This is a genomic window from Rhodobacter capsulatus, from assembly GCF_003254295.1.
Lineage (GTDB): Bacteria > Pseudomonadota > Alphaproteobacteria > Rhodobacterales > Rhodobacteraceae > Rhodobacter > Rhodobacter capsulatus.
Map to the genome: position 1 here is coordinate 70,682 of NZ_QKZO01000013.1, position 23,263 is coordinate 93,944.

Sequence of the window (23,263 nt, forward strand, 5' to 3'; positions counted from 1 at the left end):
CGCGGCAAAACCCCGCTTTATTGGGGCGAAGCGAGCGCGAGGGAGACGTGGGCAGCCTGAGTTTCGAATTCGACCGCGGTCCCGAGGGCCGGGCCGCGCGATTTGCGCGGCCGTCCGCGGTGATCCGGGCCGAGACCCTGGACGAGATCGGCCCGGCTTTCGAGGCCATCGCCCGGGCGCGGGCGGCGGGAAAATGGCTGGCGGGGCTTCTGAGCTACGAGCTGGGATATGCCTTTTCGGCGAAACTCGCGCCGCTGATGCCCGAAAACCGCGACGTGCCGCTGATGCTCTTCGGGGTCTATGACGCGCCCGAAGCGCCCTTGCCCGACCCCGTGCCCGCGCCACGGGTGCCGCAATTTTCCCCCGCCGTCACGCAGGCCGATTACCTGCGGGCCTTCGCCCGGGTGCAGGACTATATCGCCGCGGGCGACGTCTATCAGATCAACCTGACCTTTCCGCTGCGCGCCGATTGCGACGCCGATCCGCGCGCGCTTTACGCCCGGCTGAAGGCGGCGCAGCCGGTGGGCCATGGCGTGCTGGTCGAGACCGAAGACTTTGCGGTGCTCTCGCGTTCACCCGAGCTTTTTTTCGCCATCGACGACCAGGGCCGGGCGACGGTGCGGCCGATGAAGGGCACGGTGGCGCGCGGCGCGACGCCCGCGGCGGATGCGCAGGCGGTGGACTGGCTGCGGGGCTCGGAAAAGAATCGCGCCGAAAATCTGATGATCGTCGATCTTCTGCGCAACGATCTGAGCCGGATTGCCGGGATCGGATCGGTCAAAGTGCCCGCGCTTTACGATATCGAGACCTATGCGACGGTGCATCAGATGACCTCGACCGTCACCGCGCAGATCCGGCAAGGCGTTGATTTCGAAGCGATCTGTCAAGCACTTTTCCCCTGCGGCTCGATCACCGGGGCGCCGAAGATCCGCGCCATGCAGATCATCCGCGAGCTCGAACCCGATCAACGCGGCGTTTATTGTGGTTCCATCGGCTGGCTTGCGCCGACAGGCGGAATGGCGTTCAACGTGGCCATCCGCAGCCTGACCCTGCGTCAGGGCGTGGCGGTGCTGAATGTCGGCGGTGGGGTGGTGCATGACAGCGAGGGGGTGTCGGAATGGGCGGAAGCGCTGAGCAAGGCGGCCTTCGTGACGGCGCCCCCGCCGATGTGCGGCTGATCGAGACGATGCTTTGGGCCCCCGGCGAGGGGGTGGCGCTGATCCTGCATCATCTGGCGCGGCTTGAAGCCGGGTGCCGGAAGCTCGGCATCGACTGCGATCTGTGGCGGGTCGAACAAATGATCGAAACCGTCAGCGCCGCGGAGCCGTTGCGGCTGCGGCTGACGGTGGGGCTGGATGGCGGGCCCGAGCTGACAACCGCGCCGCTGCCAAAGGCGAAAGCGCTGTGGCGGGTGGGGCTGGCCGAGGGGCGCGTGGCCTCGGACGATCCGTGGCGGCAGGTGAAATCGACCGAACGGCATTTCTATGACCGGGTCCGGGCGGAGCTGCCCGCGGCCTGGGACGAGGCGATTTTTCTCAATGAACGCAATGAGGTGGTTGAGGGCACGATCACCAATGTCTTCCTGTGGCGCGACAATCTTCTGTGGACGCCGCCGCTGCGCTGCGGCGCTTTGCCGGGCGTGTTGCGCGCGAAGCTGCTGGCGACGGGCCGGGCGCGCGAGGCGGTTCTGCGCTGGTCCGATCTGGCCGAGGGGCGGTTCTTTCTGGGCAATGCTTTGCGCGGGCTGGTTCCTGCGGAAGTGATCTGAGCGCGGGTCGAGAGGGATTCCAAATCGCCCCCCGCTGTGGCAGGGTTCGCGCCAACCGAAGGGGGCACTATGCGGAAAGTGGAACTGGGGCGCACCGGTCTGATGGTGAGCGAATTGTGTCTGGGCTCGATGACCTGGGGCACGCAGAACACGGAGGCCGAGGGTCATGCGCAGATCGATCTGGCGCTCGACCGCGGCGTGAATTTCATCGACACCGCAGAGGTTTACCCGGTCAACCCGATTTCCGCCGAAACCGTCGGCCGGACCGAGGAGATCATCGGCACCTGGTTTGCCAGGACCGGGCGGCGGCGCGATGTCGTGCTGGCGACGAAGATCGCGGGCAATGCGATGAAGGCGGTGCGCGACGGCGGCCCGATCACGCCCACGACGATCCGCACCGCGGTCGAGGGGTCTTTGCGGCGGCTGCAAACGGATCACATCGAGCTTTATCAGTTCCACTGGCCGAACCGGGGGGATTACCATTTCCGGCAGAACTGGAAGTTCGACGCGACGAAGCAGCCGGGCAAGGCCGAGATCGAGGAGGATTTCTGCGCCTGTCTGGAGACGCTGGCTGTGCTGCGCGGCGAGGGCAAGATCGGCCACTTTGGTCTGTCGAATGACAGTGCCTGGGGGGTGATGACGGCGCTGCGGCTGGCCGAGGCGGGGCATGGGCCGCGCGTCGCCAGCTTGCAGAACGAATATTCGTTGATGTGTCGGCTTTACGACACCGATCTGGCCGAGGTGGCCGTGCAGGAAGGCATCACGCTGCTGGCCTATTCGACACTGGCGACGGGGATGCTGAGCGGGAAATATGCGGGCGGCGCCGTGCCTGCGGGCTCGCGCCGGTCGATCAACCGCGAGTTGGGCGGGCGGTCCAATCCGCGGGCTTTTGAAATTGCCGATCTTTATGTGGGCCTTGCGCGCGAGGCGGGGCTGGATCCGGTGACGATGGCGGTGGCCTGGGTGCTGCAGCGGCCCTTCCCGGTGGTGCCGATCATCGGCGCGACCTCGGTCTGGCAGCTGGAAAAGTCGCTTGATGCGGCGGGGCGGGGGCTCGACAAGACGTTGCTCGGCGCGATCGAAAGGGTGCATCATGGCCATCCGATGCCGTTCTGAGGCGCTGGCGCTGCTGCTGGTTGCAGCTCTCGCCGCCTGCAAGCCCGGCGCTGACGAAGGCAGATTGCAGGGCGGCGGACCCGAGGCGGTGGCCGCGGCGCGGGCCAGCTGTGAAGGCAAGGGCGGGCAATGGGCGCGGCAGGGCAAGATGGAATATTGCGTCACCCGCACGACGGACGCGGGCAAATCCTGCCGCGCGGGGTCGGATTGCGCGGGGGAATGCCTGGCGCGTTCAAGGACTTGCGCCCCGGCAAAGCCGCTTTTGGGCTGCAACGCCGTGCTGAATGATGCCGGGATCGAGGGGAACCAATGCGTCGAGTGATTTGGGCCGGGCTTCTGGCCCTGGCGGCCTGCGGCGCGAAGGCGCCTGCGCCCACGGCGCCGCTGCGCGATCCGAAGGTGATGATCACCTCGGCGGCGCTGTTCGATCCGGCGCGGTTCGGCGGCGACTGGCAGGTGGCGATGAGTGCGACGCCGCGCTGTGGCGGCGCGAAGCAGAGCTGGCGCTGGGACGGGCGGGGTGCCTATGCGCTCTCGGGCGTCGATTGCACGGGGGCGGTGCCTGCGGTGCTGCACGGACAGGCGGCGCTGACCGGTCCGGGCGGGCGGTTCGCGCCCGACAAGGCCTATCGCGGCGCGCCGGTCTGGGTGCTTTGGGTCGATCAGGACTATCGGGTGGCGGCTTTGGGCACGCCCTCGGGCGATTGGGCCGTGGTGCTGGCGCGGCCGGGCAAGGGGCGCGGCGATCTGTTGACGGCAGCGCGCGAAGTGCTTGATTTCAATGGCTATGATCTGAAGCGCATCGGCGGTTGAGAACAGCCGAGCCGGGCGAAGGTGGCGCGCGGACCGCGGTTGTCGAAGAACGGGATCGAGCCGGGCTCGGCCGTGTCGAAGGCAAGCTTTGCCTGCACCTCGGCCAGCACCACCTCGGTGATGAAGGGCAGCGCCAGCGCCCGCGCCTCGGTCAGCGCGACCCAGTGCAGATGGCTGAGTTCGTCGCAGGCGCGCGAGAAATCATCGGGGTCCGAGGCGATTTCCGCCACATCGACCAGAAAGAACCGCGCGTCGAAGCGGCGCGGGCGGCCCGGCGGGGTGATGGCGCGAAAGACGAAGCGCAGCCCGGCGGCCGAGGGGCGATGGCCGGTGGCGGCAAAGCCCTGCCAGTCTTCGGGCACCGGGCCGTCCCAGGTGCCGGGGGTGCCGAGGATCAGCCCGGTTTCCTCCCATAATTCGCGGATCGCGGCGACAGCCAGTGCCGGGCCGATCCCTGCGGGGGCCTCGAGCGCCAGCCTTGCGGCATCGGACGCGGGCAGCGGCCGGGCCAGCGGCACGGCGGCATCGGCGGCATCGAGCGCGCCGCCCGGAAAGACGTATTTCGACGGCATGAAGGCCGCGCCCGCGCCGCGCATCCCCATCAGCACCGCGGGGCCCGCGGGCAGGTCGCGGCGCAGCACCAGCACGGTGGCGGCATCGCGCAGGGACGTCTTGTCGGGGGAGGAACTTTCGGGCTGGGGATCGGGGGTGCTCATCGGGCCTCCAGGCGGTTTTGCCCAGTCTAGCCGCAGCCCCGGCGCCGGGGAAAGGGGTTTGGCGCCGCGCCGGTTGTTTCACGGCTTCGCGAGCCGCGACGGAAACTGCCATGCGCGGCGTTTGCTGATCATCGGCGGCAGGGAACGGGGCCGCGGCAAGGAGTGACGACGATGACGACGATCCTGAAGAAAACGATGACGGCGGTTCTGGCGACGAGCGTGGCGCTGGGGTCGGTTCTGCCTGCGCTGGCACAGGAGGCGCCGCCCGCGGCGCCGATGGCGGGCCCCGGAGGGCCCGACGCGATCGGTCCGGTCTGGCTGCAGTTCGATTTCAAGGCCTTCGACAAGGACGGCGACGGCAAGGTGACGCGGGCCGAAGTGCAGGCGGGCCGGGCCGAACGGGTCAAGGCGATCGATACGAATGGCGACGGGCTGCTGAGCGCCGAGGAAATGATCGCGGCCGATCTGGCGCGGGAGAAAGCCCGCGTCGAGGACCGGGTTAAGACGCGGATCGCGGCGCAGGATGCGGATGGTGACGGCAAGCTTTCGGCGGCCGAGATGATGGTTCCCCCCGGCGCGGCGCGGCTGTTCGATCGCATCGATGCCGACAATGACGGTGCCGTGACCGAGGCGGAACTGACGCAGGCGCGCGCGGCGATGCGGCAGAAGATGATGGACCGGATGCAGGATCGGCGGGGCGATCGTGGTCCGAAGGATCACGGCGGGTATGGTCCTCAGGACGGTCAGGGCTGGTTCGGTCCGGCGCAGAACTGAGCGGGCGGGCGGCGGCCCCCGGATCGGGGGCCGCGGTTGCCCCGGCAGTTGCCGCGACAGTTGCTCCGGTGGCGCATTGGCGTTACGGCTTGGGACCGATGGAGATGGCCTTCGACGAGATCCGCAGCTTGTCCGACGAAACCCTGCTGGTGCTTTACGGCAACGGCGACGGGGCGGCGGCGCGTGCGCTGGTGGAGCGGCTCGGGCCGCTGGCCTTTCGGCTGGCGGTGCGGATGCTGGGCGACCGGGCCGAAGCCGAGGATCTGGCGCAGGAAGCGCTGTTGCGGCTGTGGAAGATCGCCCCCGACTGGCGCACAGGCGAGGCCAAGGTCTCGACCTGGCTTTACCGGGTGGTGACCAATCTGGCGACGGACCGGCTGCGGCGGCGCCGCGGCGTCGGGCTGGACGAGGCGCCCGAGCTGCCCGATGGCGCGGCTTCGGCGCTGGAGGGGATGATCGAGACCGACCGCGCGCAGGCGCTGGAGCTGGCCCTGGCGCAGCTGCCGGTGCGGCAGCGGCAGGCGGTGGTGCTGCGCCATCTCGAGGGGCTGACGAACCCCGAGATCGCGGCGGCGATGGAGATTGGCGTCGAGGCGGTGGAAAGCCTGACGGCGCGGGGAAAACGCACGCTGGCGCAGCTTCTGGCGCCGCGCCGGGCGGAACTGGGGTATGGCCATGACTGACCGTTTTGAGTTCGAAGATACGGATCTGGAACGGTTTTTCCGGGCGGCACGCACGGCGGCGCCAGAGCCCCCGGCGGCCTTTCTGACCCGGCTTGCGGCGCAGGCCGAGGCGGTTCAGGCCGAAACGGTTCCGGCAAAGGCGGTTCCGGCAAGGGCGGCGCGGCCGCGGCTTGGGCTGGTCTCGGCGCTGGCGGCGGCCTTTGGCGGCTGGGCCGCTTTGGGCGGCATGGCCACGGCGACGGTGGCCGGGCTCTGGATCGGGCTGGCCGGGGCGCCGACGCTGGTGCAGGCGGTGGGTCTTGGCAGCACCGTCAGCGCCGAGGCCGACAGCTATTTGCCCGATGCCGATGTGCTGGCGCTGGCGGTGATGCAATGATGCAAGGGGAATGTGCAGGATGAAGCCGGAGACGACGACACCGCCGGAAGATCCCGCGCCCCGCTTCGGGACGCGCGGCTGGATGAAGATCGCCTTGATCGCCTCGGTCACGGTGAACTTCCTTGTGCTGGGCACCGTCGTCGGCGGGGTGATCGCGCATCGGATGCAGCCGCCGCCGCCGGTGATGGAGCGGGGCCCGGATGCGCTGACCTTCGGGCCGCTGGGCGGCGCCTTCAACCGCGAGGACCGGCTGGCGATGCGGCAGGCGGCCGAGGGGCGTGGCGCGAATTTCGAGGCGATGCAGGCGGCGGTGCGCTCGGATTTCACCCGGCTCGAGGCGGCGCTGAAGGCCGAGCCCTTTGATGAAGCGGCGGTCCGGTCGGTGCTGGCCGATATCCGGGCACGCACGCTCAAGCGCATGGATATCGGCGAAAACCTGATCCTCGAGCGGTTGGAGAAGATGACGCCGAAGCAGCGGGACCGCTTTGTCGAGCGGCTGCGGCGGGGGGTGGAGCGGCTCTCGAAACATTTGGAGGAGCACAGCCACGGCCCGCGCGGGCCGGGGAACGCGCCGCCGCCGCAGGATTGAGACAGACGCCGCAGGATTGAGACGGGATCACCCCGGCCGCAAGGTCGGGGTTTTTGCTGTCCCGCGCCGCGCCCGGGGGGCGGATCAGGCGGCGGGCAGCTTGAAGATCTTGACCTGATTGCGCCCTTCGGCCTTGGAGCTCATCAGCGCATGGTCGGCCTGGTTGATCACCTGTTCGACCGTGCCGGTGCCGCCATGGCCGCCGCCCAGCGCCAGACCGATCGACACGGTGATGCGCAGCGCGTGGCCGTCATGCAGCTCGAACGGGGTTTCCTCCATCACCCGGCACAGCCGCTCGGCGGTGGCGCGCGCTGCCTCGAGCGAGGTTTCGGGCATGGCGATCAGGAATTCCTCGCCGCCGACGCGGGCGACCAGATCGACCTGCCGCAGGTTCAGCGTCAGCCGCCGCGCCACCTCGATCAGCACGCGGTCGCCCGCGGCATGGCCATAGGTGTCGTTCACCGATTTGAAGCGGTCGATGTCGAGCACCATCACCGCGAAAGACCGCCCGCTGTGGCGCGAGCGTTCGGCCAGCCGGGCCACATGCGGCATCGCATAGCGGCGGTTGTAAAGCCCGGTCAGCGGATCGACGAGGGCCAGGCGCAGCCCGTCGGCGACGCGTTCGCGCTGCCGGTCATGGCGGCGCTTGCGCGAGATATGGGTGCGCAGACGCAGCGCCGCTTCCTCGGCAAAGGCCGGGTCGGAGAGCTTCACCGGCGTCAGATCCGAGGCGCCAAGATCCAGCGCCACCGCCGAGGTTTCCCGCGCCCCCTCGCGCACGGCGATGCAGATCACCGCATGGCGCGAGCCCGCGCGCGAGCGCAGCTCCGACATCAGCCGCAGCCCCTCGCCCGGGCGGGCCAGATCGGCCGAGATCACATAGGCGTCGGGCGGCGGCATCTCGGCCGCGGCGGTCAGCGCCTCGTTGTAATCCAGCACCCGCAGCGTGTCTTGCGGCAGGAACCGCGCCATCGCAGCCTTCCAGCCGACGCAGGTTTCGCGGTCGGGGGCGACCAGGCAGATCACCGCGGGCGGTTCGGCCACGGGCACCGGCGGCTCGGTGAAGCCAAGCTCGTGGCAGGTGCTTTCGCGAAGCCGCAATTCCTCGTCGGTTTCGCGCATCCGCATCAGCGAGCGCAACCGGGCGAGCAGCGTCAGTTCCTCGAAGGGTTTGACGATGAAATCATCGGCGCCCGCGCGCAGCGCCTCGAGCCGGGTTTCGGGCGAGGGGAAGGCGGTGACCATGATCACCGGCAGGTTCTGCGTCAAAGGGTTGGACTTCAGCCGACGGCACACTTCGATGCCGCTGATGTCGGGCAACTGCACATCGAGCAAGACAAGATCGGGCAGCTCCAGCGTCACCAGACGCAGAGCTTCCTGTCCCGTGCCAGCCTGAACCGTTTCGTACCGGGCGCCCGAGAGCTTCACCTTCAGTACGATCCGATTCGTGGCCACATCGTCCACGATCAGGATTTTCCCTGCCATGAACCGTTCCGCTCCTTTAACCTGCCGCCCGCAGAGCCTATCATGGCTACCCAAAGGTTAACAAACTCTTTCAATTCTAGGAGTGACACAGATTGCAGCAGGATTTGGCACAAATTCTCGCGATCCGCGCGCTGGGCTGGATGGCGGGCGAGGAGGCGGTCTGGCTGGCCTTTCTGGGCGCAAGCGGCGCGGATGCCGCGCAGGTGCGGGCCGAGGCGGCGCAACCGGCGATGCAGCGCGCGGTGCTGGCGCATCTTCTGCGCGAGGATGACTGGGTGCGGTCCTGTGCCGAGGCGCTGGCGGTACGGCCCGAAGAGCTGGCGCTGGCCGCGGCCGTGCTGGATGGCGCGGCGGGGCGCAACTGGACGTGAGGGTTTCAAGTGTCTGATATTGCTGCGATCCTGTTTGACAAGGATGGGACGCTTTTTGATTTTGACGCGACCTGGGGCGCTTGGGCGCGCGGCGTGATCTTTGATCTGGCCGCGGGCGATGCGGCGCTGGCCGGGCGGCTGGCGCAGGCGCTCGGCTATGATCTGGCGGCGGGGCGGTTCGAGCGCCACTCGCCGGTGATCGCGGGCACGGTGGCGGAGGTGGCCGAGCTGATCGTGGCCCATCTGCCCGGGCAGTCGGTTTCGGCGCTGGTGCGCGATCTGGATGCGGCGGCATGTCGCGCCCCGCAGGTGGCGGCCGTCAATCTGGAGCGCTGTCTGGGCGGGCTTCGGGGGGCCGGTCTGCGGCTGGGGGTGGCGACGAACGACAGCGAATCCTCGGCGCGGGCACAACTTCAGCGCGAGGGGATTTCCGAGTTCTTCGACTTCGTCGCGGGCTATGACAGCGGTTTTGGCGGCAAGCCCGCCCCGGGCCAGCTGCTGGCCTTTGCCGCGCATCTGGGGGTTTCACCCGCAAGGGTTGCAATGGTGGGCGACAGTCTGCACGACATGGCGGCGGCGCGGGCGGCGGGAATGCGGGCGGTGGCGGTGCTGACCGGTCCGGCCCCGGCCGAGGTGCTGGCCCCGGTGGCGGAGGTGGTCCTGCCGACGATCGACGGTCTGGCGGGCTGGCTGGCGGGGCTGTGACGGGTGGCTCGCCAATCCCGTCGGGGCTGGGTAAGCTGGCCAAAACGGAGGCGCAGATGAGCAGTCGGGTGCAGTTCATCCTGATCGGGATGCTGGGTGGTTTCGCCTTTTGGGGGCTGTTCGACGCCTTCGAGGCGCTGGAGGCCTGGCGGCTGGCGGTGCCGGCGCTGGTCGGGGCCGGGGCGTTCTTTTTCGCGACGCTGGCGATGGCGGCCGATCTGCGGCTGCGGCGGGCGGCGCTTTCGGGCGCGGCGATCGCGGCGGCGGCGGGCGGGATGGCGGCGCTGAAGGGGCTCGGCTTCGAGACCGGGGCGCAGATGCTGGAGACCGGGCATCTGGGGGTGGCGATGGCGGTGCTGGCGGTGTTGCCGGTGCCCTTTGCCATCGCCTTCGGGCTTGGCGGGCGCGCCGGGCTGACCGATTACCGGGTACTGTTCACCGAAAGCTGGAACATTGTCGTGCGCTATGTCTCGGCGGGGCTGTTCGTGGCCACGGCGCTTCTGGTGCTGTGGCTGCTGGGCGCGCTGTTGCAGCTGGTGGACGTGACGCTGCTGCATGATGTGCTGAGCGACGATCTGGGGCTGTGGCTGATTTCCGGCGCGGTGCTGGGCTTGGCGTTTTCGGTGGTGACGGAGCTGTCGGACACGGTCTCTCCTTATCTTCTGTTGCGGCTGTTGCGGCTTTTGACGCCGCTGGTGCTTTGCGTCGTGGTGGTCTTTGTCGCGGCGCTGCCGCTGCGCGGCCTCGGCGCGCTTTTTGGCGAGATCTCGGCGGCCTCGGCGCTTTTGGCGACGGCGATCGCGGCGATCGGGCTGATCTCGATCGTGGCGGACGAGGATGACGCCGAGGCGGCGCAGGGGCTGATCCTGACCGTCTCGGCGCGCGGGCTGATGGTGTTCGTGCCGGTGCTGGCGGGGCTGGCGATCTGGGCGCTGGCCTTGCGGATCGCGCAATATGGCTGGACGCCCGAACGGGTGGCGGCCTCGGCGCTGGCTTTCGTGGTGGCGGGCTACGGGCTGGGCTATCTGCTGGCGCTGGGTCTGGGGCGGCGCTGGCGCGTGGCGCTGCGGCGGGTGAACGTGGCGATGGCGCTGGCGATCCTCGCGCTGGCCGTGCTGTGGCTGAGCCCGGTTCTCTCGCCCGAGGCGATCGCGGTGCGCTCGCAGCTGGCGCGGTTCGAGGCGGGGCGGGCGACGGTGGCGCAGCTGCCGCTGTGGGAGATGGGGCACGACTGGGGCCTTGCCGGGCAACGCGGGCTGGAGCGGCTGCGCGGGCGCGACGAGGCCGTGCTGGCGGAACGGCTGCAGCAGCTGGAGACCTCCGAGGGGCGCTGGCAGTTCGAACATGCGGCCGAGACCGGGGCGCCGGCGCTCGACCGGTTGCGGGCGGCGGTGACGCTCTGGCCTGCGGGCGCGACCTGGCCTGCGGGGCTGGCCGAGAGGCTGGCGGGGGATCTGCGGTCCCCCGATCTGGGCGGCTGTGCCGTCGCGGCGGGGGGCGGCAGCGGCCGCTGCGCGCTGGTCCTGACCGATCTTTTGCCGCAAGTGCCCGGACCGGAAGCGGTTTTCCTGAATGCGACCGAGTTTTTCCGCACCGATGGGGTGCAGGTCTTGCGACGCCGCGAGGGCGGCGACTGGGTCCGGGGCGGGCAGATCGTGCTGGGCGACAAGGAGACGGTCTCGGTGGCCGAGATGATCGCGGCGCTCCGCGCGGGGGGGGGCGAAACCGCGCCCGTGACGCTGCAGGTGCTGCGGCTGGGCCGCTGGCAGGTCGGCATGACGCCTTAAAACGCTTCCAGATTGGGGGTTTGTTAACAGCCGTTGCGCTATGCTCCGCGCGAGGAGGGTCCATGCTCGGCATCGTCAACAAATCCATCCAGGCTTTCCTGTGCAAGCACCACGGCAGCGCCGTCTGGCGCGAGGTGGCCGATCGTCTGCGCCTTGGCCCCGAGGGGTTCGAGGCGATGCTGGCCTATGCCGATGACACGACCGAGGCGCTCTTGTCGGTGGCCGAGGGGCTGACCGGCAAGACGCGCGAGCAATTGCTGGAAGATATCGGCGCGGAAGTGGCGCAGACCGAACCGCTGCGGCGGCTGTTGCGCTTTGGCGGCCCGGATTATCTGGAATTCCTGTTCTCGCTCGATGATCTGCAAGGCCGTGCGCAGATGGCGTTGCCCGATCTGGAATTGCCGGAGCTGACCCTGCAATCCGAGGCGCAGGGGCGGTTCACGCTTTTGGTGCGGGGCCGTTTCCCGGGCTGGGGCGCGGTGATGGCGGGGCTGATGCGGGCGATGGCCGACGATTACGGCGCGCTGGTGCTGATCGACCTGCTCGAGCCGCGCGAGGGGGCGGAGCGGGTGCAGGTCGAGCTGCATTTCACCACCTATCATGCCGCGCGCCAGTTCGATCTGGCCCGCCCCGAGCTGGGAGAGGCGCCATGACCCGGATCCTGCCTGTGGCCGCGTCGATGTCGGCGTCGGAGCCGGGGGTGACGCTGAACACCGAGATGCTGGCGCGGCTGATGCCGATGTTCCTGTGGCTGGATGCGCGCGGGCGGATCCGCGCCATGGGGCCGACGCTGTCGCGGATCGTCGGGCCGGAGCTGGCGGAAGGCGCGGATTTCGCCCGCCATTTCACCCTGCGCCGGGCCCGGGGCGTCGAACAGGGGCGCGACGTCGCGCTGACCGGGCGGCGGCTGGTGATGACGCTGGTGCGCTATCCGATGTTCAACCTGCGCGGCCTTGCGGTGGCGCTGGGCCCGGGCGAACAGGCCGATGTGCTGGTGAACCTGTCCTTCGGCATCCAGCTGTCCGAGGCGGTGCGCTATTTCGGCCTGACCGAGACGGATTTCGCCGCCTCGGATCTGGCGATGGAATTCCTGTTTCTGGCCGAGGCGAAGGCGGCGGTTCTGGGCGAGCTGACGGCTTTGACCGGGCGGCTGCGGCTGGCCAAGGCCGAGGCCGAGACCGAGGCGCAGCTGGATCCGCTGACCGGGCTGGCGAACCGGCGCGCCTTCGATGCGGCGCTGACCCATGCGGTCAAATCGGCGACGCGCGGGCGGCGGAACTTTGCGCTTTTGCATCTCGATCTGGATTTCTTCAAGCAGGTCAACGACACTTTGGGCCATGCGGCGGGCGATGCGGTGCTGGTGCGGGCGGCGCATGTGCTGCGCGACGAGGTGCGGCGCGGCGATCTGGTGGCGCGGCTGGGCGGTGACGAATTCATCATCCTGCTGCGCGGCCCGGTCGAGCGGTCGATGATCGAGGGCATGGCCGAGCGGCTGATCGGCCGGATCGAGGAGCCGATCCGGCTGGACGGGGTGGATTGCCGGATTTCGGCCTCGATCGGGGTGGCGATCGCGCTCGAATGCCGTCCGGCGCTGGCCGAGGAGCTGATGGCCGAGGCCGATGCGGCGATGTATCAATCGAAACGCGCCGGGCGCGGGCGCTGGACGATCGCGCCTTTGCGCTTCGGGTCGCGGCCGCAGGCCTGAGCCGCAGGCCGGAACGGCTGTCGCGGCGTTGTCACAAGCCGGTGGCGCAGCCCGGACCGATCGGGTAGGGCAGGGGCATGAAACAGGGGTTTCCGATCGCCACGCGCGGCCAGAGCATCGGCCTTCTGGGCGGGTCTTTCGACCCGGCCCATGCCGGTCACGCCCATATCACCCGCGAGGCGCTGCGCCGCTTCGGACTGGATCAGGTCTGGTGGCTGGTGAGCCCCGGCAACCCGCTGAAGACCCGCGGCCCGGCGCCGATGGCGCAGCGCATCGCCCGGGCGCGGCGGGTGATGCCCGATCCGAAAGTGGTGGTCACCGGGCTCGAGGCGGGCCTGGGCACGCGCTACACGGCGCAGACGCTGGCGCGGCTGAAGGCGCTTTATCCGGGCGTGCGATTCGTCTGGCTGATGGGCGCCGACAATCTGGCGCAGTTCCACCGCTGGGAGGACTGGCGGTCGATTCTGGCGGCGGTGCCGGTGGGGGTGCTGGCGCGGCCGGGGCATCGGATGGTGGCGCGGCAGGCGCCTGCGGCACAGATCTTCGCCCGCGCACGGCTTCGTGCGGCGCAGGCGCGGCTTCTGGCTTGCGCGGACTTGCCCGCCTGGTGTTTCGTGCAGATGCCGATGTCGGACCTGTCCTCCTCCGCGATCCGGGCCGGGGGCGGTTGGCGCGGCGCAGCGGAAGGGAGACGGGCATGGACGTGACGCGGCGGGGGATCCTGGGCGGGATGCTGGGGGCGGGGGCCGGTCTGGTCACGCCCGCGGTGCTGCGGGCCGAGGGTGCGGCGCTGCGGCTGCTGTCGGGCGAGGAGCTGATCGCGGCGGCGCGGCTGGGCGGCGATGTCGGCTATGTGGTGGCCGATGCGCGCAGCGGGCTGGTGCTGGAGGCGCGCGGCGGCACGAAACCGATGGCGCCCGCCTCGACCGCGAAGGCGATCACCACGCTTTATGCGCTGGAAACGCTGGGGCCGCAGTTCCGGTTTCAGACCCGGGTGCTGGCGACGGGTCCGGTCTCGGGCGGGCGGGTCGAGGGCGATCTGATCCTGGCGGGGGGCGGCGATCCGACGCTGAGCACCGACGGGCTGGCCGATCTGGCGGCGGCGCTGGCGCAACGGGGGGTGACCGGCGTGCGCGGGCGGTTTCTGGTCTGGGGCGGCGCGCTGCCCTATGCCGAGGCGATCGCGGCGGATCAGCCGGTGCATGTGGGCTACAACCCGGCGATTTCGGGGCTGATCCTGAATTACAACCGCGTCCATTTCGAGTGGAAGCGCGCCAAGGGCGGCTATGCGCTGGCGATGGATGCGCGCTCTGAGCGCCATGTGCCCAAGGTCTATACGGCCGAGGTGGCGGCGGTGCCGCGGCAGGCGCCGCTGTTCGAGTATCGGCAGGCGGGCGGGCGCGAGCATTGGACGGTGGCGGCAAGCGCCCTGGGCAAGGACGGCAGCCGCTGGTTGCCGGTGCGTCTGCCCGACGCCTATGCGGGCGACGTGTTCCAGACGCTGGCGCGGGCGCGCGGGATCGACCTGCCCGCGCCCGAGCCGCTGCGGGCGCTGCCCGCGGCGGCGCAGGTGCTGGTGAGCCAGCCCTCGGAGGCGCTGCCGAAGATCCTGCGGTCGATGATGAAATATTCGACCAACATCACCGCCGAGGCAGTGGGGATGACGGCCACGGCGGCGCGGGGGGCGAATGCGGCGCGCGGCGCCTCGGGGGCGGCGATGAGCGACTGGCTGAGCGGGCGGCTGGGCGGCACGCGGGCGCGGTTCGTCGATCATTCGGGTCTGGGCGGCGATGACCGGATCGCGCCGATCGAGATGGTCAAGGCGGTGACGCTTTTGGGGCCGAAGGCCGGGCTGCGGGGCTTGATGAAGCCGTTCAACCTGCGCGACGAGGCGGGCGGCAAGGTCAAGGGCGCGCAGATCCGCGTCGATGCGAAGACCGGGACGCTGAATTTCGTCTCGACGCTGACGGGTTATATTACCGCGCCCGACGGCACCGAGCTGACCTTCGCGATCTTCACCGGCGATCTGGCGCGGCGGGCGCAATCGCGCGAGGCCGAGCAGGCCGAGGGCTCGCGCGGCTGGGTCGGGCGCTCGAAGCTCTTGCAAAGCCAGCTGATCACCCGCTGGGCGACGCTTTACGGCTGACCGGGCTTTACGGCTGATCGGTCGACCCCGGCGGACGGGGCCGGGCGGTGGGCGGTTCGGTCTGCGGTTTGCCGGACCAGGGTTGCGGGTAGTCGAGCCATTTCTGGATGAAGTTCCAGGATTGCTCGTGCCCGTCATGGGGCAGGGTGCAGGCGGAACAATCCTTGCGCGTCAACCCGTTGCGGTCGGTGTAGGTCTGATAGGGGCCGGGGCATTCATAGGCGATGAGCGGGCAGTAGCAAAACAGGCAGTTGAAGGCGCGCTTCACCCCCGGATGACAGGGCAGGAACGGGCAGGTGCTGTTCGTGTAGCCCTTGAAGGCGGTGTTCGTCGTCGTGTCTTTCGGTTCCATGGCCTGGCCGCTCCGTTGTGTCGGGCCGAGGGCGGAGGGGCGCGGCCCGCGCGAACGGGCTCCATGCCTCCGGGCCCGCCGCCCGGGATGGTCTTTGGCCTGGCAGGTCTCCTGGCTTGCGGCTCGGGCGCCTGCTGCCCCTTCCCGGCCGGGGCCAGTGGGTGTTGCAGAAGGCTCGCCGCTGACAGTTGCGGGGGCAGCGCCGGAGTTGCACCGGCTTCCCTATTACCCCGCGGCAGCGTGCCGCAGGACCAAGGCCTGCTGAAGATGGGGGCGGGCGGGGGCTGTGTCAATCGGCTTTGCGGCGTGATGACGCGAGAGGGCCACATCGAGAGGTGTCGAGGCCGTCCGTCTTCTGGCCGAGGCCATCGCCGAGGCCCGCGCGCGGCTGGGCCCGTGACCGCCGGGGGCCCAAAGGCCCTCGGCCAACGCCCGCCCCGCCCATGGCGGGCGCTTCTCGCCCGCCGGGACGGGCGCCGGCCTCTGTTGTGCTTGGGGAAGCGGTCGCGTGACCGCGCGGCGCTACGGGCGGGGAAAGGCGGTGCCTTTCCTGTTCCGCCCGAAACCGGGTGCCGCCGGTCACAGCTTGACGTGACGGACCCGCGCGCCCCATTCGATCGCCACCGCATGCAGCCGGTCGATCGACAGTTCGTCGCGGATTTCCTCAAGCATGCGCAGCTCGGGCTGGTGCAGCACGCCATCGGCCGCCGCCACGTCGCAGCCCAGCGCATAGGCGGTCTCGTAAAGATGGGCGGGCAGCGCCGCGCGCACGAGGCCGAAAAGGGCGGCGATGCCCTCCTCTTCCTCGAAAAGCGCATAGACTGTCTGCGCCACGATGCGGATGCGGTCGATGTCATAGGTGGCGAAGATCGGCATGTGGTTCACCATCCGCTCGATGGCGATCAGTTCGGCGGTGCGGATCTTGGCGTCGGAAGCCGAGACGGCGACCATCACGGCGACAAGCGCGTCTTGCGGCGAAAGCGAGGGCAGGGTGTCGGTCACGGGCGTTTCCTTTTCTGGGTCTGCCGCAAGAATTATTGACGTTTCAGGCCCCGTTCAATAGGTCAGGCGCGAGGCGCATGGGGCGCCCGGATGAGGATTTGCCATGACCACCCTGCGCGACGCTGCGATGAACTCCAAAGCCTGGCCTTTCGAGGAAGCGCGTCGGGTGCTCAAACGCTACGAAAAGGCGCCGCCGAAAAAGGGTCATGTGCTGTTCGAGACCGGCTACGGGCCCTCGGGTCTGCCGCATATCGGCACCTTCGGCGAGGTCGCGCGCACGACGATGATCCGCCGCGCCTTCGAGATCATCTCGGACATTCCGACGCGGCTTTTGTGCTTTTCCGACGACATGGACGGCATGCGCAAGGTGCCCGAAAACGTGCCGCAGCAGGAGCTGCTTTACGCGAATATCCAGAAGCCGCTGACCGCCGTGCCCGATCCGTTCGGCGAATTCGACAGCTTCGGCAATCACAACAACGCCATGCTGCGCCGGTTCCTTGACACCTTCGGGTTCGAATATGAATTCGCCAGCGCGACGGAGTATTACAAGGCTGGCAAGTTCGACGACATGCTGATGCTCTGCGCCGAGCGCTATGACGCGATCATGGCGATCATGTTGAAATCGTTGCGCGAAGAGCGGCAGCAGACCTATTCCTGCTTCCTGCCGATCCATCCCGAAACCGGCCGTGTTCTGTATGTGCCGATGAAGAACGTCGACGCGAAGAACGGGCTGATCACCTTTGACGACGAGGACGGCCGCGAATGGACGCTGCCGGTGACGGGCGGCAAGGTGAAGTTGCAGTGGAAGCCCGATTTCGGCATGCGCTGGGCGGCGCTTGACGTCGATTTCGAGATGTATGGCAAGGACCACTCGACCAACACGCCGATTTATGACGGGATCTGCGAGGTGCTGGGGGGCCGCAAGCCCGAGCATTTCACCTATGAGCTGTTTTTGGACGATCAGGGGCAGAAGATCTCGAAATCGAAGGGCAACGGGCTTACGATCGACGAATGGCTGAGCTATGCGGCGACCGAAAGCCTGTCGTATTTCATGTATCAAAAGCCGAAGACGGCGAAGCGGCTGTGGTGGGATGTGATCCCGAAAGCGGTGGATGAATACCACCAGCAGCTGCGCGCCTATCCGACGCAGCCGGTCGAGAAGCAGATCGACAACCCGGTCTGGCACATCCACGGCGGCCAGCCGCCCGAGTCCAATCTGGTGGTGCCGTTCGCGATGCTGCTGAACCTCGCCTCGGTGGCGGGGGCAAGCGACAAGGCCGGGCTTTGGGGCTTCATCAAGCGCTATGCGCCGGAAGCCACGCCCGAAACCCACCCCGATCTGGATGCGGCGGCGGGTTTTGCGGTGCGCTATTTCCATGATTTCGTGGCGCCGACCCGGACCTTCCGGCTGCCCAGCGACAAGGAACGCGCGGCGATGGAGGATCTGGCTTCCCGGCTGAAGGCGCTGCCCGCCACCGATCTGCACGACCAGTTCGAAGACCCCTCGGAAGGGCTGCAGACGATCGTTTTTGCCGTCGGCACCGCGCATGGCTTCGAGCCGCTGCGCGACTGGTTCACCGCGCTTTACGAGGTGCTGCTGGGCCAAAGCCAAGGGCCGCGTTTTGGCGGGTTCATCGCGCTTTATGGCGTGAGCGAAACCATCGCGCTGATGGAAACCGCGCTGGCGGGTGGGTTGATCAAAGCCTGATCGAGGGCTAAACCCGCTGATATCAAAGACTTTTGCGCGCGTTGTCCGGGGCCCGGGCAGCGCGCGCTGTCGTCAGATCTTCTTCAATCTTCACGGCTAGTTCTGGTCAGGCCGGGGCGCGATGATGGCCCGGTGAAATCCCCGATCCTGCGGAGCGCCAAGGGCGGTCGCGCGGCGTGTTTGCGCCGTGCCCGGTCTTCGCGTGCCGCGGCGGGGGCGGGCCGAACACGAAGGAGACACGGATGAATATCGCGATCACTGACGGGGTGAACCTGATTCCCCCCGCTTTCGAACTGGGGCTGGGCCAATGGTCGAGCGAGAATGGCACGGCGGGCTCGGCCACCTATGCGGGGGCCCCGAATGCGGCGCTGGTGCCGGCGGATGCCGATTTCGGCACCTGTCTGGAGATGACCAAGACCCAGAGCACGCAGAAGCTGCGCTGGATGGGGCAGACGCCGATCCTGCCCGGCGTCTATCTGCGCATCACCGCCAAGGTGAAGGCGGTCTCGGGCAATTTCTGCGCGGTGCGGATCGCGGGCTATGCGATGAGCGCGGCGAATGCCCATGTCAGCGGGCTGGTCGAAGTGGCCAGCCCGGTCACGCTGACCACCTATGGCAAGGTGGTGACGGTGCAGGCGATCGTCGGCTCGGGCACGCGCGCGGGCGTCGACATGGCCTGGGGCACGGTGCCTGTCTATGGCCATTTCGGGCTGGATCTGACCGGGCAGACCGGGGGCGTGGTGCGGATCGAGGATATCGTCATCGAAGACATCACCGAGGCCTTCCTGCGCGATCTGATGGATGTGGTCGATGTGCGCGACTATGGCGCCAAGGGCGACGGCACCACCGATGACCGCGCCGCCTTTCTGGCCGCCGATGCCGCCGCCGACGGGCGCAGCCTGATCGTGCCGGAGGGCAGCTACCGCATCGCCTCGTCACTGTCGATCGACAGCCCGATCCGCTTCACCGGCACGCTGATCATGCCGACCGCGGCGCGGCTGGTGCTGCAGAAGAATTTCGACTTTCCGACCTATGCGAAAGCCTTCGGCAATGAGGAACTGGGGCTGAAGAAGGGCTTGCAGGCGCTTCTGTCCTATACCGACACCAACATCTTCGACCTGTGCGGACGCCGGGTCGATCTGACCGCGCCGATCGACGTCAGGGCGGCAGTGCCCGACACCTCGAGCTGGGCGAACCGGCGGGTGCTGGCGAACGGGCAGATCTCGGTCAGTGACGGGACGGCGTGGAACACCGTCACCGTCACCTCGAACGCGACCTATTCCACCACGCAATCGACGATCCTGAGCAATGTGACGAATATCGCCAACATCCCGGTCGGCGCGCGGGTGAGCGGCACCGGCGTCGGCCGCGAGGTCTATGTGCTGGCGGTCGATATCGGCGCCGCCAAGCTGACGCTGTCGCAGCCGCTTTACGGCGGCTCGGGCACGCGCAGCTATACGTTCCGGCGCTACAAATACGCGCTCGACTTTTCCGGCTTCGACTATCTGGCCCGGTTCACCATCGACAATGTCGAATTCCTGCTGGGCGGGATCGCCAGCGGCATCCTGCTGCCGCGCGAGGGCGACACCTTCGGGCTGCGCGATTGCTGGATGGTGAAGCCGAAGGACCGCGCCATCACCTCGATCGGGCGGGGCTGCCAGAACCTTTGCATCGACCGCTGCGATTTCCTGTCGAACGAGCTGGATGTCAATGTCGAGAACCGGACCTCGGTCTGTGTCAATGTCAATGCGAATGACACGAAAATTCGCGATTCGCGCTTCGTGCGCTTCGGCACGACGATGGTGCTGGACGGCACCGGCCATGTGATCGTGGGCAACCACTGGTTTCAGGGCGACGGGCAGGTGGACGGGCCGCGGGTGCCGGGGCTGGTCTTCACCACGCCGAACGTGCAATCGACGGTGACCGGCAATTACATCGACAACAACTTCATCGAATGGACGAACGAATATTCGCCCGATCCCGATCTGGGGACGCAATATTCCTTTGGCGGGCTGACGATGACCGGCAACACCTGCATCATGGATGATGTGGCGGCCTGGGTGACCTGGCTCTCGATCAAGCCCTTTGGCAGCGGCCATTACATCCACGGGCTGACGGTGTCGAACAACGTCTTCAAGGCGCTGAACGGCAACATCAACCGGATCGAGAAGGTGGACACGAGCTTTGCCGATCTCGACTATGCGCGCATGCGCAACATCACCTTCGAGAACAACATTTTCAACGCGGTCAACCAGATGACGGTGAACCCGGTGATTGTGCAGGTGACGCAGTCGAGCGCGCAATCGGTCTGGAGCGCCGATGCCTCGGCCTATCTGCCCTTTGGCGGCTGGGCGCGGCATGTCGAAAGCCTGGTGGCGGTGGGGGCGATCACCAATGCCGCCGGCGCCCGGGTCACGGGCATGCCCTTCATCACCGCCGAGCAGGGCGCGTCGAAAAACCTGGTCAATGTCACCTGGCCCGAGGCCGCCAAGGGCAAGATCAACGTGGTGATCCGCATCGACAATCCGAACTGAGGCGGGGCCTCAGGTCAGATCCGCGGGGGCAAGGTGAAAGGCGCGGCCGAACCCGCCGTTCAGGGCCCCCGCGTGCAGCGAAAAGCCGACAAAGAAGAAATCCGGCAGATCGATGTAAAGCTTCGCCTTGGGGTGATCGCGCAGCCAGCGGTCACACAGCGCCGCGGTCCGGGGCAGGGGCGTGGCCGTGGCCAGAAGCGTCAGGCGCGGATGGGCCAGCGGGTCGCCCTTGGGGCCGGGCTCGCCCACCAAGAGCGACACCCGCGGATCGGCCCGCAGTGCGCGCGAATGCGCCGAGAGGCCCGAGACCAGCGTGCAGAGCCCGCCCTCGGGCGTCGCGCCAAGGGCGATGCGGCTGACAAGGGGAAAGCCGGTCTCCGGGTCGATCACGCCCAGGGCGCCGAACCGCGCCGTGGTGATCAGGCCGCGCGCCATCTGCCGGGCCCCGGCGTCGGCGGGTTGCACGGGATCTTTTGAGTTTTCGGACATCGGCTCTCCGAATGGTGAGGGCATCGGGCTTGACAGCGACCATGGCGGCGCTGTTTGCTGCCCCGTATCCATAACGAAGAAGCCGCCATGCGCAACGAGAGCCTGCCCGCAAGGGTCGGGGCCGAGCCCCTTTTGCCGATGTCCGTCACCGCCTTTGCCGAGGGCTACGATCTGGCGCGGCTGCGTGCCGATCTCCTGGCCGGGCTGACGGTGGCGATCGTGGCGCTGCCGCTGTCGATGGCGATCGCCATCGCCTCGGGGGTGGGGCCGGAGCGGGGCCTGTTCACCGCGATCATCGGCGGCTTCCTGATCTCGGCGCTGGGCGGGTCGCGGTTCCAGATCGGCGGTCCGGCGGGGGCCTTCATCGTGCTGGTGATGGCCTGTGCGACGGCGACCGGGGTTTCGGGTCTGGTGCTGGCGACGTTTCTTTCCGGGGCGATGCTGGCGGTGCTGGGTCTTCTGCGGCTGGGCTCGACGATCCGCTACATGCCCTATCCGGTCACGGTTGGGTTTACCTCGGGCATCGGGGTGATCATTTTCGCCAGCCAGATCAAGGATATGGCCGGGCTGACCCTGGCGGGGGGCGAGCCCGGGCCGATCCTCGCCAAGCTTGCCGCGCTTTGGGCGGCGCGCGATACGGTCAGCCCGACCGCGGTGGGCGTTGCGCTCGCCACCGTCGCGCTGATCGAGGCGCTCAAGCGCTTTGCCCCCCGTCTGCCCAGCCTGCTTCTGGGCATCGCCACGATCACCCTGGCCGCGACGCTGCTGAACCTGCCGGTCGAGACGATCCAGTCGCGCTTTGGCGGCCTGCCGCGGCTTCTGCCCGCCCCGGCCCTGCCCGATTTCTCGCTCGAGACGGTGTGGGCGGCGCTGCCCTGGGCCTTCAGCTTCACCCTGCTGGGCGCGATCGAATCGCTTCTGTCGGCGATGGTCGCCGATGGAATGTCGGGCACGCAGCACCGCTCGAACATCGAGCTGGTGGCGCAGGGCGTGGCGAACATGGGGGCGGCGCTGTTTGGCGGCTTTTGCGTCACCGGCACCATCGCGCGCACCGCAACCAATGTCCGCGCAGGCGCCAGCGGCCCCGCGGCGGGGATGTTTCACGCGCTCTTCATCCTTGGTTTCATGATCCTGGCCGCACCGCTGGCGGGCTATATTCCGCTGGCCGCCCTGGCCGGGCTTTTGGGCATCGTTGCCTGGAACATGATCGAGCGGCACGAGATGGCGGCGCTGATCCGCTCTTCCAAGGGCGATGCGCTGGTGTTGATCGTGACCTTCCTTGTCGTCACCTTCCGCGATCTGGCCGAGGGTATCGTGATCGGCTTCGCGCTGGGGGGGCTGGTCTTCATCCGCCATATGTCCGAGATGACCGCGCTGGACGAGGGCGCGACGCATGCCCGCAGCGCCGGGCCCGCGCGGCGCGATGTCGTCACCTATCACCTGCGTGGCGCAGTGTTTTTCGGCTCTGTGGCGCGGCTCGGCTCGGTGTTGGACCGGATCGCCAGCCATCCGCGGGCGATCCTGCTCGATGTCTCCGGGGTCGGCTTTGTCGACAGCACCGGGGCGCGGATGATCGGGCAGATGGCGCAGAAACTGGGGCGGCGGGGGGAGCGGCTGATGGTGCTTGGCGCCACGCCCGCGATCGAGGCGGCGATGCGCGCCCAGGGGCTGACCGAACCGCTCTTGTGCTATTGCCCCGACACCGAGGCGGCGCTGGCCAGGCTCGACGCGGCCTGAGCGGCGATTCGGCCTTTGGCGCCGATCCGGGCACCGCAAGCTCTGCCGCGGCAGATCGCCGCGGCAATTCCTGGCCGTCCCGCCTTGGCCCGCGCCCTTGGTCGCGAAGACGTGAACAGGACGGGAAATTCACGAAATTTACAAAAATCCCCAACCGGATTGTGAATGAATTTACAAAATCCCCTAGTCGGAATGGACAATTACATTGGGTGTGACAATCCCTTTACATTGCCCTAGGGGAATGATGCCTTGGGGTGCGACAGGTCTTCAAGGCCCGGGGAACCGTCACAGAGGGAGGGACAGATGGGTATTCAAGATCAGGTGATCGCCGCACCGGCGCTTCGGGAGGTTCCGGCGGGGTTTGAGGGGGCGCATGCGGATGGCGCGAAATACCTCGAGATGTATCG

Annotated in this window: 24 protein-coding genes and 1 riboswitch; of the genes, 19 read left to right on the plus strand and 5 right to left on the minus strand. The window is 68.2% G+C overall.

The features are described from left to right. Nucleotides 1-47 precede the first annotated feature (47 nt). The 5 genes from LY44_RS16095 to LY44_RS16115 all read left to right on the plus strand — a co-directional run bounded on the left by LY44_RS16095 (nt 48) and on the right by LY44_RS16115 (nt 3,697). The gene (locus tag LY44_RS16095) at nt 48-1,178 is read left to right on the plus strand and encodes an aminodeoxychorismate synthase component I (protein ID WP_081024388.1); all 1,131 of its coding nucleotides are present in this window, start codon (nt 48-50) and stop codon (nt 1,176-1,178) included. After that, nucleotides 1,118-1,768 (plus strand): aminotransferase class IV, encoded by a 651-nt coding sequence (locus LY44_RS16100; protein ID WP_055209003.1) that lies wholly within the window; start codon nt 1,118-1,120, stop codon nt 1,766-1,768. The genes LY44_RS16095 and LY44_RS16100 overlap by 61 nt, the downstream gene beginning before the upstream one ends. A gap of 69 nt (nt 1,769-1,837) precedes the next feature. Further along, nucleotides 1,838-2,884 (plus strand): aldo/keto reductase, encoded by a 1,047-nt coding sequence (locus tag LY44_RS16105; protein WP_055209002.1) that lies wholly within the window; start codon nt 1,838-1,840, stop codon nt 2,882-2,884. Beyond that, nucleotides 2,862-3,206: a hypothetical protein gene (locus LY44_RS16110; RefSeq protein ID WP_055209001.1), complete on the plus strand. Its 345-nt coding sequence runs from the start codon at nt 2,862-2,864 to the stop codon at nt 3,204-3,206. The genes LY44_RS16105 and LY44_RS16110 overlap by 23 nt, the downstream gene beginning before the upstream one ends. Beyond that, a complete protein-coding gene (locus LY44_RS16115) occupies nt 3,194-3,697 on the plus strand; it encodes a lipocalin (protein ID WP_146707270.1) in 504 nt (167 codons plus the stop codon). Before LY44_RS16110 ends, LY44_RS16115 begins: the two co-directional genes overlap by 13 nt. Here the strand turns inward: LY44_RS16115 and LY44_RS16120 are convergent. Then, the gene (locus LY44_RS16120; protein ID WP_055208999.1) at nt 3,670-4,413 is read right to left on the minus strand and encodes an NUDIX hydrolase; all 744 of its coding nucleotides are present in this window, start codon (nt 4,411-4,413) and stop codon (nt 3,670-3,672) included. The genes LY44_RS16115 and LY44_RS16120 overlap by 28 nt on opposite strands. 171 nt (nt 4,414-4,584) lie before the next feature. Here LY44_RS16120 and LY44_RS16125 point away from each other — a divergent pair, with 171 nt between their 5' ends. The 4 genes from LY44_RS16125 to LY44_RS16140 all read left to right on the plus strand — a co-directional run bounded on the left by LY44_RS16125 (nt 4,585) and on the right by LY44_RS16140 (nt 6,835). Beyond that, nucleotides 4,585-5,187, plus strand: coding sequence for an EF-hand domain-containing protein (locus LY44_RS16125; RefSeq protein WP_223230688.1), 603 nt, complete (start codon nt 4,585-4,587; stop codon nt 5,185-5,187). Nucleotides 5,188-5,285: 98 nt separating this feature from the next. Continuing rightward, on the plus strand, nt 5,286-5,870 hold the full coding sequence (locus LY44_RS16130) for an RNA polymerase sigma factor (RefSeq protein WP_055208998.1): 585 nt from the start codon (nt 5,286-5,288) through the stop codon (nt 5,868-5,870). Beyond that, nucleotides 5,863-6,246: a hypothetical protein gene (locus LY44_RS16135; protein ID WP_065118330.1), complete on the plus strand. Its 384-nt coding sequence runs from the start codon at nt 5,863-5,865 to the stop codon at nt 6,244-6,246. Before LY44_RS16130 ends, LY44_RS16135 begins: the two co-directional genes overlap by 8 nt. A 19-nt stretch (nt 6,247-6,265) precedes the next feature. Further along, the gene (locus tag LY44_RS16140) at nt 6,266-6,835 is read left to right on the plus strand and encodes a periplasmic heavy metal sensor (protein WP_055208996.1); all 570 of its coding nucleotides are present in this window, start codon (nt 6,266-6,268) and stop codon (nt 6,833-6,835) included. A gap of 84 nt (nt 6,836-6,919) precedes the next feature. On the opposite strand, the gene LY44_RS16145 is transcribed toward LY44_RS16140, so the two are convergent. Next, entirely contained in the window at nt 6,920-8,320 is a 1,401-nt protein-coding gene (locus LY44_RS16145; protein WP_055208995.1) for a diguanylate cyclase, read from the minus strand. A 104-nt stretch (nt 8,321-8,424) separates the two neighbouring features. Between LY44_RS16145 and LY44_RS16150 the strand changes: the two genes are divergently transcribed. From LY44_RS16150 to dacB, 7 genes are all read left to right on the plus strand, one after another. Then, nucleotides 8,425-8,691: a DUF3572 family protein gene (locus LY44_RS16150; protein WP_081348893.1), complete on the plus strand. Its 267-nt coding sequence runs from the start codon at nt 8,425-8,427 to the stop codon at nt 8,689-8,691. Nucleotides 8,692-8,700: 9 nt separating this feature from the next. After that, complete coding sequence (locus LY44_RS16155; protein WP_055208993.1) at nt 8,701-9,396, plus strand: HAD family hydrolase; 696 nt, start codon at nt 8,701-8,703, stop codon at nt 9,394-9,396. Nucleotides 9,397-9,452: 56 nt separating this feature from the next. Further along, entirely contained in the window at nt 9,453-11,183 is a 1,731-nt protein-coding gene (locus tag LY44_RS16160; protein WP_055208992.1) for a DUF4153 domain-containing protein, read from the plus strand. 62 nt (nt 11,184-11,245) lie between these two features. Continuing rightward, a complete protein-coding gene (locus tag LY44_RS16165; protein ID WP_055208991.1) occupies nt 11,246-11,836 on the plus strand; it encodes a heme NO-binding domain-containing protein in 591 nt (196 codons plus the stop codon). Beyond that, nucleotides 11,833-12,888: a GGDEF domain-containing protein gene (locus LY44_RS16170; protein ID WP_055208990.1), complete on the plus strand. Its 1,056-nt coding sequence runs from the start codon at nt 11,833-11,835 to the stop codon at nt 12,886-12,888. Before LY44_RS16165 ends, LY44_RS16170 begins: the two co-directional genes overlap by 4 nt. A gap of 77 nt (nt 12,889-12,965) precedes the next feature. Beyond that, nucleotides 12,966-13,595, plus strand: a complete 630-nt coding sequence (locus LY44_RS16175; protein ID WP_055208989.1) for a nicotinate-nucleotide adenylyltransferase — start codon at nt 12,966-12,968, stop codon at nt 13,593-13,595. Then, the gene (gene dacB, locus LY44_RS16180; RefSeq protein WP_055208988.1) at nt 13,586-15,034 is read left to right on the plus strand and encodes a D-alanyl-D-alanine carboxypeptidase/D-alanyl-D-alanine endopeptidase; all 1,449 of its coding nucleotides are present in this window, start codon (nt 13,586-13,588) and stop codon (nt 15,032-15,034) included. Before LY44_RS16175 ends, dacB begins: the two co-directional genes overlap by 10 nt. 7 nt (nt 15,035-15,041) lie before the next feature. Here dacB and LY44_RS16185 read toward each other — a convergent pair whose 3' ends face one another. Together LY44_RS16185 and LY44_RS16190 are read right to left on the minus strand one after the other, a co-directional pair. After that, a complete protein-coding gene (locus LY44_RS16185; protein WP_055208987.1) occupies nt 15,042-15,386 on the minus strand; it encodes a cysteine-rich small domain-containing protein in 345 nt (114 codons plus the stop codon). A gap of 84 nt (nt 15,387-15,470) precedes the next feature. Further along, a riboswitch (cobalamin riboswitch) is annotated at nt 15,471-15,657 on the minus strand. A gap of 308 nt (nt 15,658-15,965) precedes the next feature. Further along, complete coding sequence (locus LY44_RS16190; RefSeq protein ID WP_055208986.1) at nt 15,966-16,388, minus strand: tellurite resistance TerB family protein; 423 nt, start codon at nt 16,386-16,388, stop codon at nt 15,966-15,968. Between the two features lie 103 nt (nt 16,389-16,491). On the opposite strand from LY44_RS16190, the gene LY44_RS16195 reads away from it, so the two are divergent. Next, entirely contained in the window at nt 16,492-18,096 is a 1,605-nt protein-coding gene (locus LY44_RS16195) for a lysine--tRNA ligase (RefSeq protein ID WP_055208985.1), read from the plus strand. A 242-nt stretch (nt 18,097-18,338) separates the two neighbouring features. After that, complete coding sequence (locus LY44_RS16200; RefSeq protein WP_055209067.1) at nt 18,339-20,630, plus strand: glycosyl hydrolase family 28-related protein; 2,292 nt, start codon at nt 18,339-18,341, stop codon at nt 20,628-20,630. 9 nt (nt 20,631-20,639) lie between these two features. On the opposite strand, the gene LY44_RS16205 is transcribed toward LY44_RS16200, so the two are convergent. After that, nucleotides 20,640-21,119, minus strand: coding sequence for a HugZ family pyridoxamine 5'-phosphate oxidase (locus LY44_RS16205; protein WP_055208984.1), 480 nt, complete (start codon nt 21,117-21,119; stop codon nt 20,640-20,642). 87 nt (nt 21,120-21,206) lie between these two features. On the opposite strand from LY44_RS16205, the gene LY44_RS16210 reads away from it, so the two are divergent. Beyond that, nucleotides 21,207-22,856 carry a SulP family inorganic anion transporter gene (locus tag LY44_RS16210; protein WP_055208983.1) on the plus strand — a complete coding sequence of 550 codons (1,650 nt, stop codon included), beginning with the start codon at nt 21,207-21,209 and terminating at the stop codon, nt 22,854-22,856. Nucleotides 22,857-23,263 lie beyond the last annotated feature (407 nt).

Bases quoted from the DNA above. Each gene is read 5' to 3' on its own strand.
- LY44_RS16100 (WP_055209003.1), top strand. From the start codon at position 1,118: ATGGGCGGAAGCGCTGAGCAAGGCGGCCTTCGTGACGGCGCCCCCGCC.
- LY44_RS16105 (WP_055209002.1), top strand. From the start codon at position 1,838: ATGCGGAAAGTGGAACTGGGGCGCACCGGTCTGATGGTGAGCGAATTG.
- LY44_RS16110 (WP_055209001.1), top strand. From the start codon at position 2,862: ATGGCCATCCGATGCCGTTCTGAGGCGCTGGCGCTGCTGCTGGTTGCA.
- LY44_RS16115 (WP_146707270.1), top strand. From the start codon at position 3,194: ATGCGTCGAGTGATTTGGGCCGGGCTTCTGGCCCTGGCGGCCTGCGGC.
- LY44_RS16120 (WP_055208999.1), bottom strand. From the start codon at position 4,413: ATGAGCACCCCCGATCCCCAGCCCGAAAGTTCCTCCCCCGACAAGACG.
- LY44_RS16125 (WP_223230688.1), top strand. From the start codon at position 4,585: ATGACGACGATCCTGAAGAAAACGATGACGGCGGTTCTGGCGACGAGC.
- LY44_RS16130 (WP_055208998.1), top strand. From the start codon at position 5,286: ATGGAGATGGCCTTCGACGAGATCCGCAGCTTGTCCGACGAAACCCTG.
- LY44_RS16135 (WP_065118330.1), top strand. From the start codon at position 5,863: ATGACTGACCGTTTTGAGTTCGAAGATACGGATCTGGAACGGTTTTTC.
- LY44_RS16140 (WP_055208996.1), top strand. From the start codon at position 6,266: ATGAAGCCGGAGACGACGACACCGCCGGAAGATCCCGCGCCCCGCTTC.
- LY44_RS16145 (WP_055208995.1), bottom strand. From the start codon at position 8,320: ATGGCAGGGAAAATCCTGATCGTGGACGATGTGGCCACGAATCGGATC.
- LY44_RS16160 (WP_055208992.1), top strand. From the start codon at position 9,453: ATGAGCAGTCGGGTGCAGTTCATCCTGATCGGGATGCTGGGTGGTTTC.
- LY44_RS16165 (WP_055208991.1), top strand. From the start codon at position 11,246: ATGCTCGGCATCGTCAACAAATCCATCCAGGCTTTCCTGTGCAAGCAC.
- LY44_RS16170 (WP_055208990.1), top strand. From the start codon at position 11,833: ATGACCCGGATCCTGCCTGTGGCCGCGTCGATGTCGGCGTCGGAGCCG.
- LY44_RS16175 (WP_055208989.1), top strand. From the start codon at position 12,966: ATGAAACAGGGGTTTCCGATCGCCACGCGCGGCCAGAGCATCGGCCTT.
- dacB (WP_055208988.1), top strand. From the start codon at position 13,586: ATGGACGTGACGCGGCGGGGGATCCTGGGCGGGATGCTGGGGGCGGGG.
- LY44_RS16185 (WP_055208987.1), bottom strand. From the start codon at position 15,386: ATGGAACCGAAAGACACGACGACGAACACCGCCTTCAAGGGCTACACG.
- LY44_RS16195 (WP_055208985.1), top strand. From the start codon at position 16,492: ATGACCACCCTGCGCGACGCTGCGATGAACTCCAAAGCCTGGCCTTTC.
- LY44_RS16200 (WP_055209067.1), top strand. From the start codon at position 18,339: ATGAATATCGCGATCACTGACGGGGTGAACCTGATTCCCCCCGCTTTC.
- LY44_RS16205 (WP_055208984.1), bottom strand. From the start codon at position 21,119: ATGTCCGAAAACTCAAAAGATCCCGTGCAACCCGCCGACGCCGGGGCC.
- LY44_RS16210 (WP_055208983.1), top strand. From the start codon at position 21,207: ATGCGCAACGAGAGCCTGCCCGCAAGGGTCGGGGCCGAGCCCCTTTTG.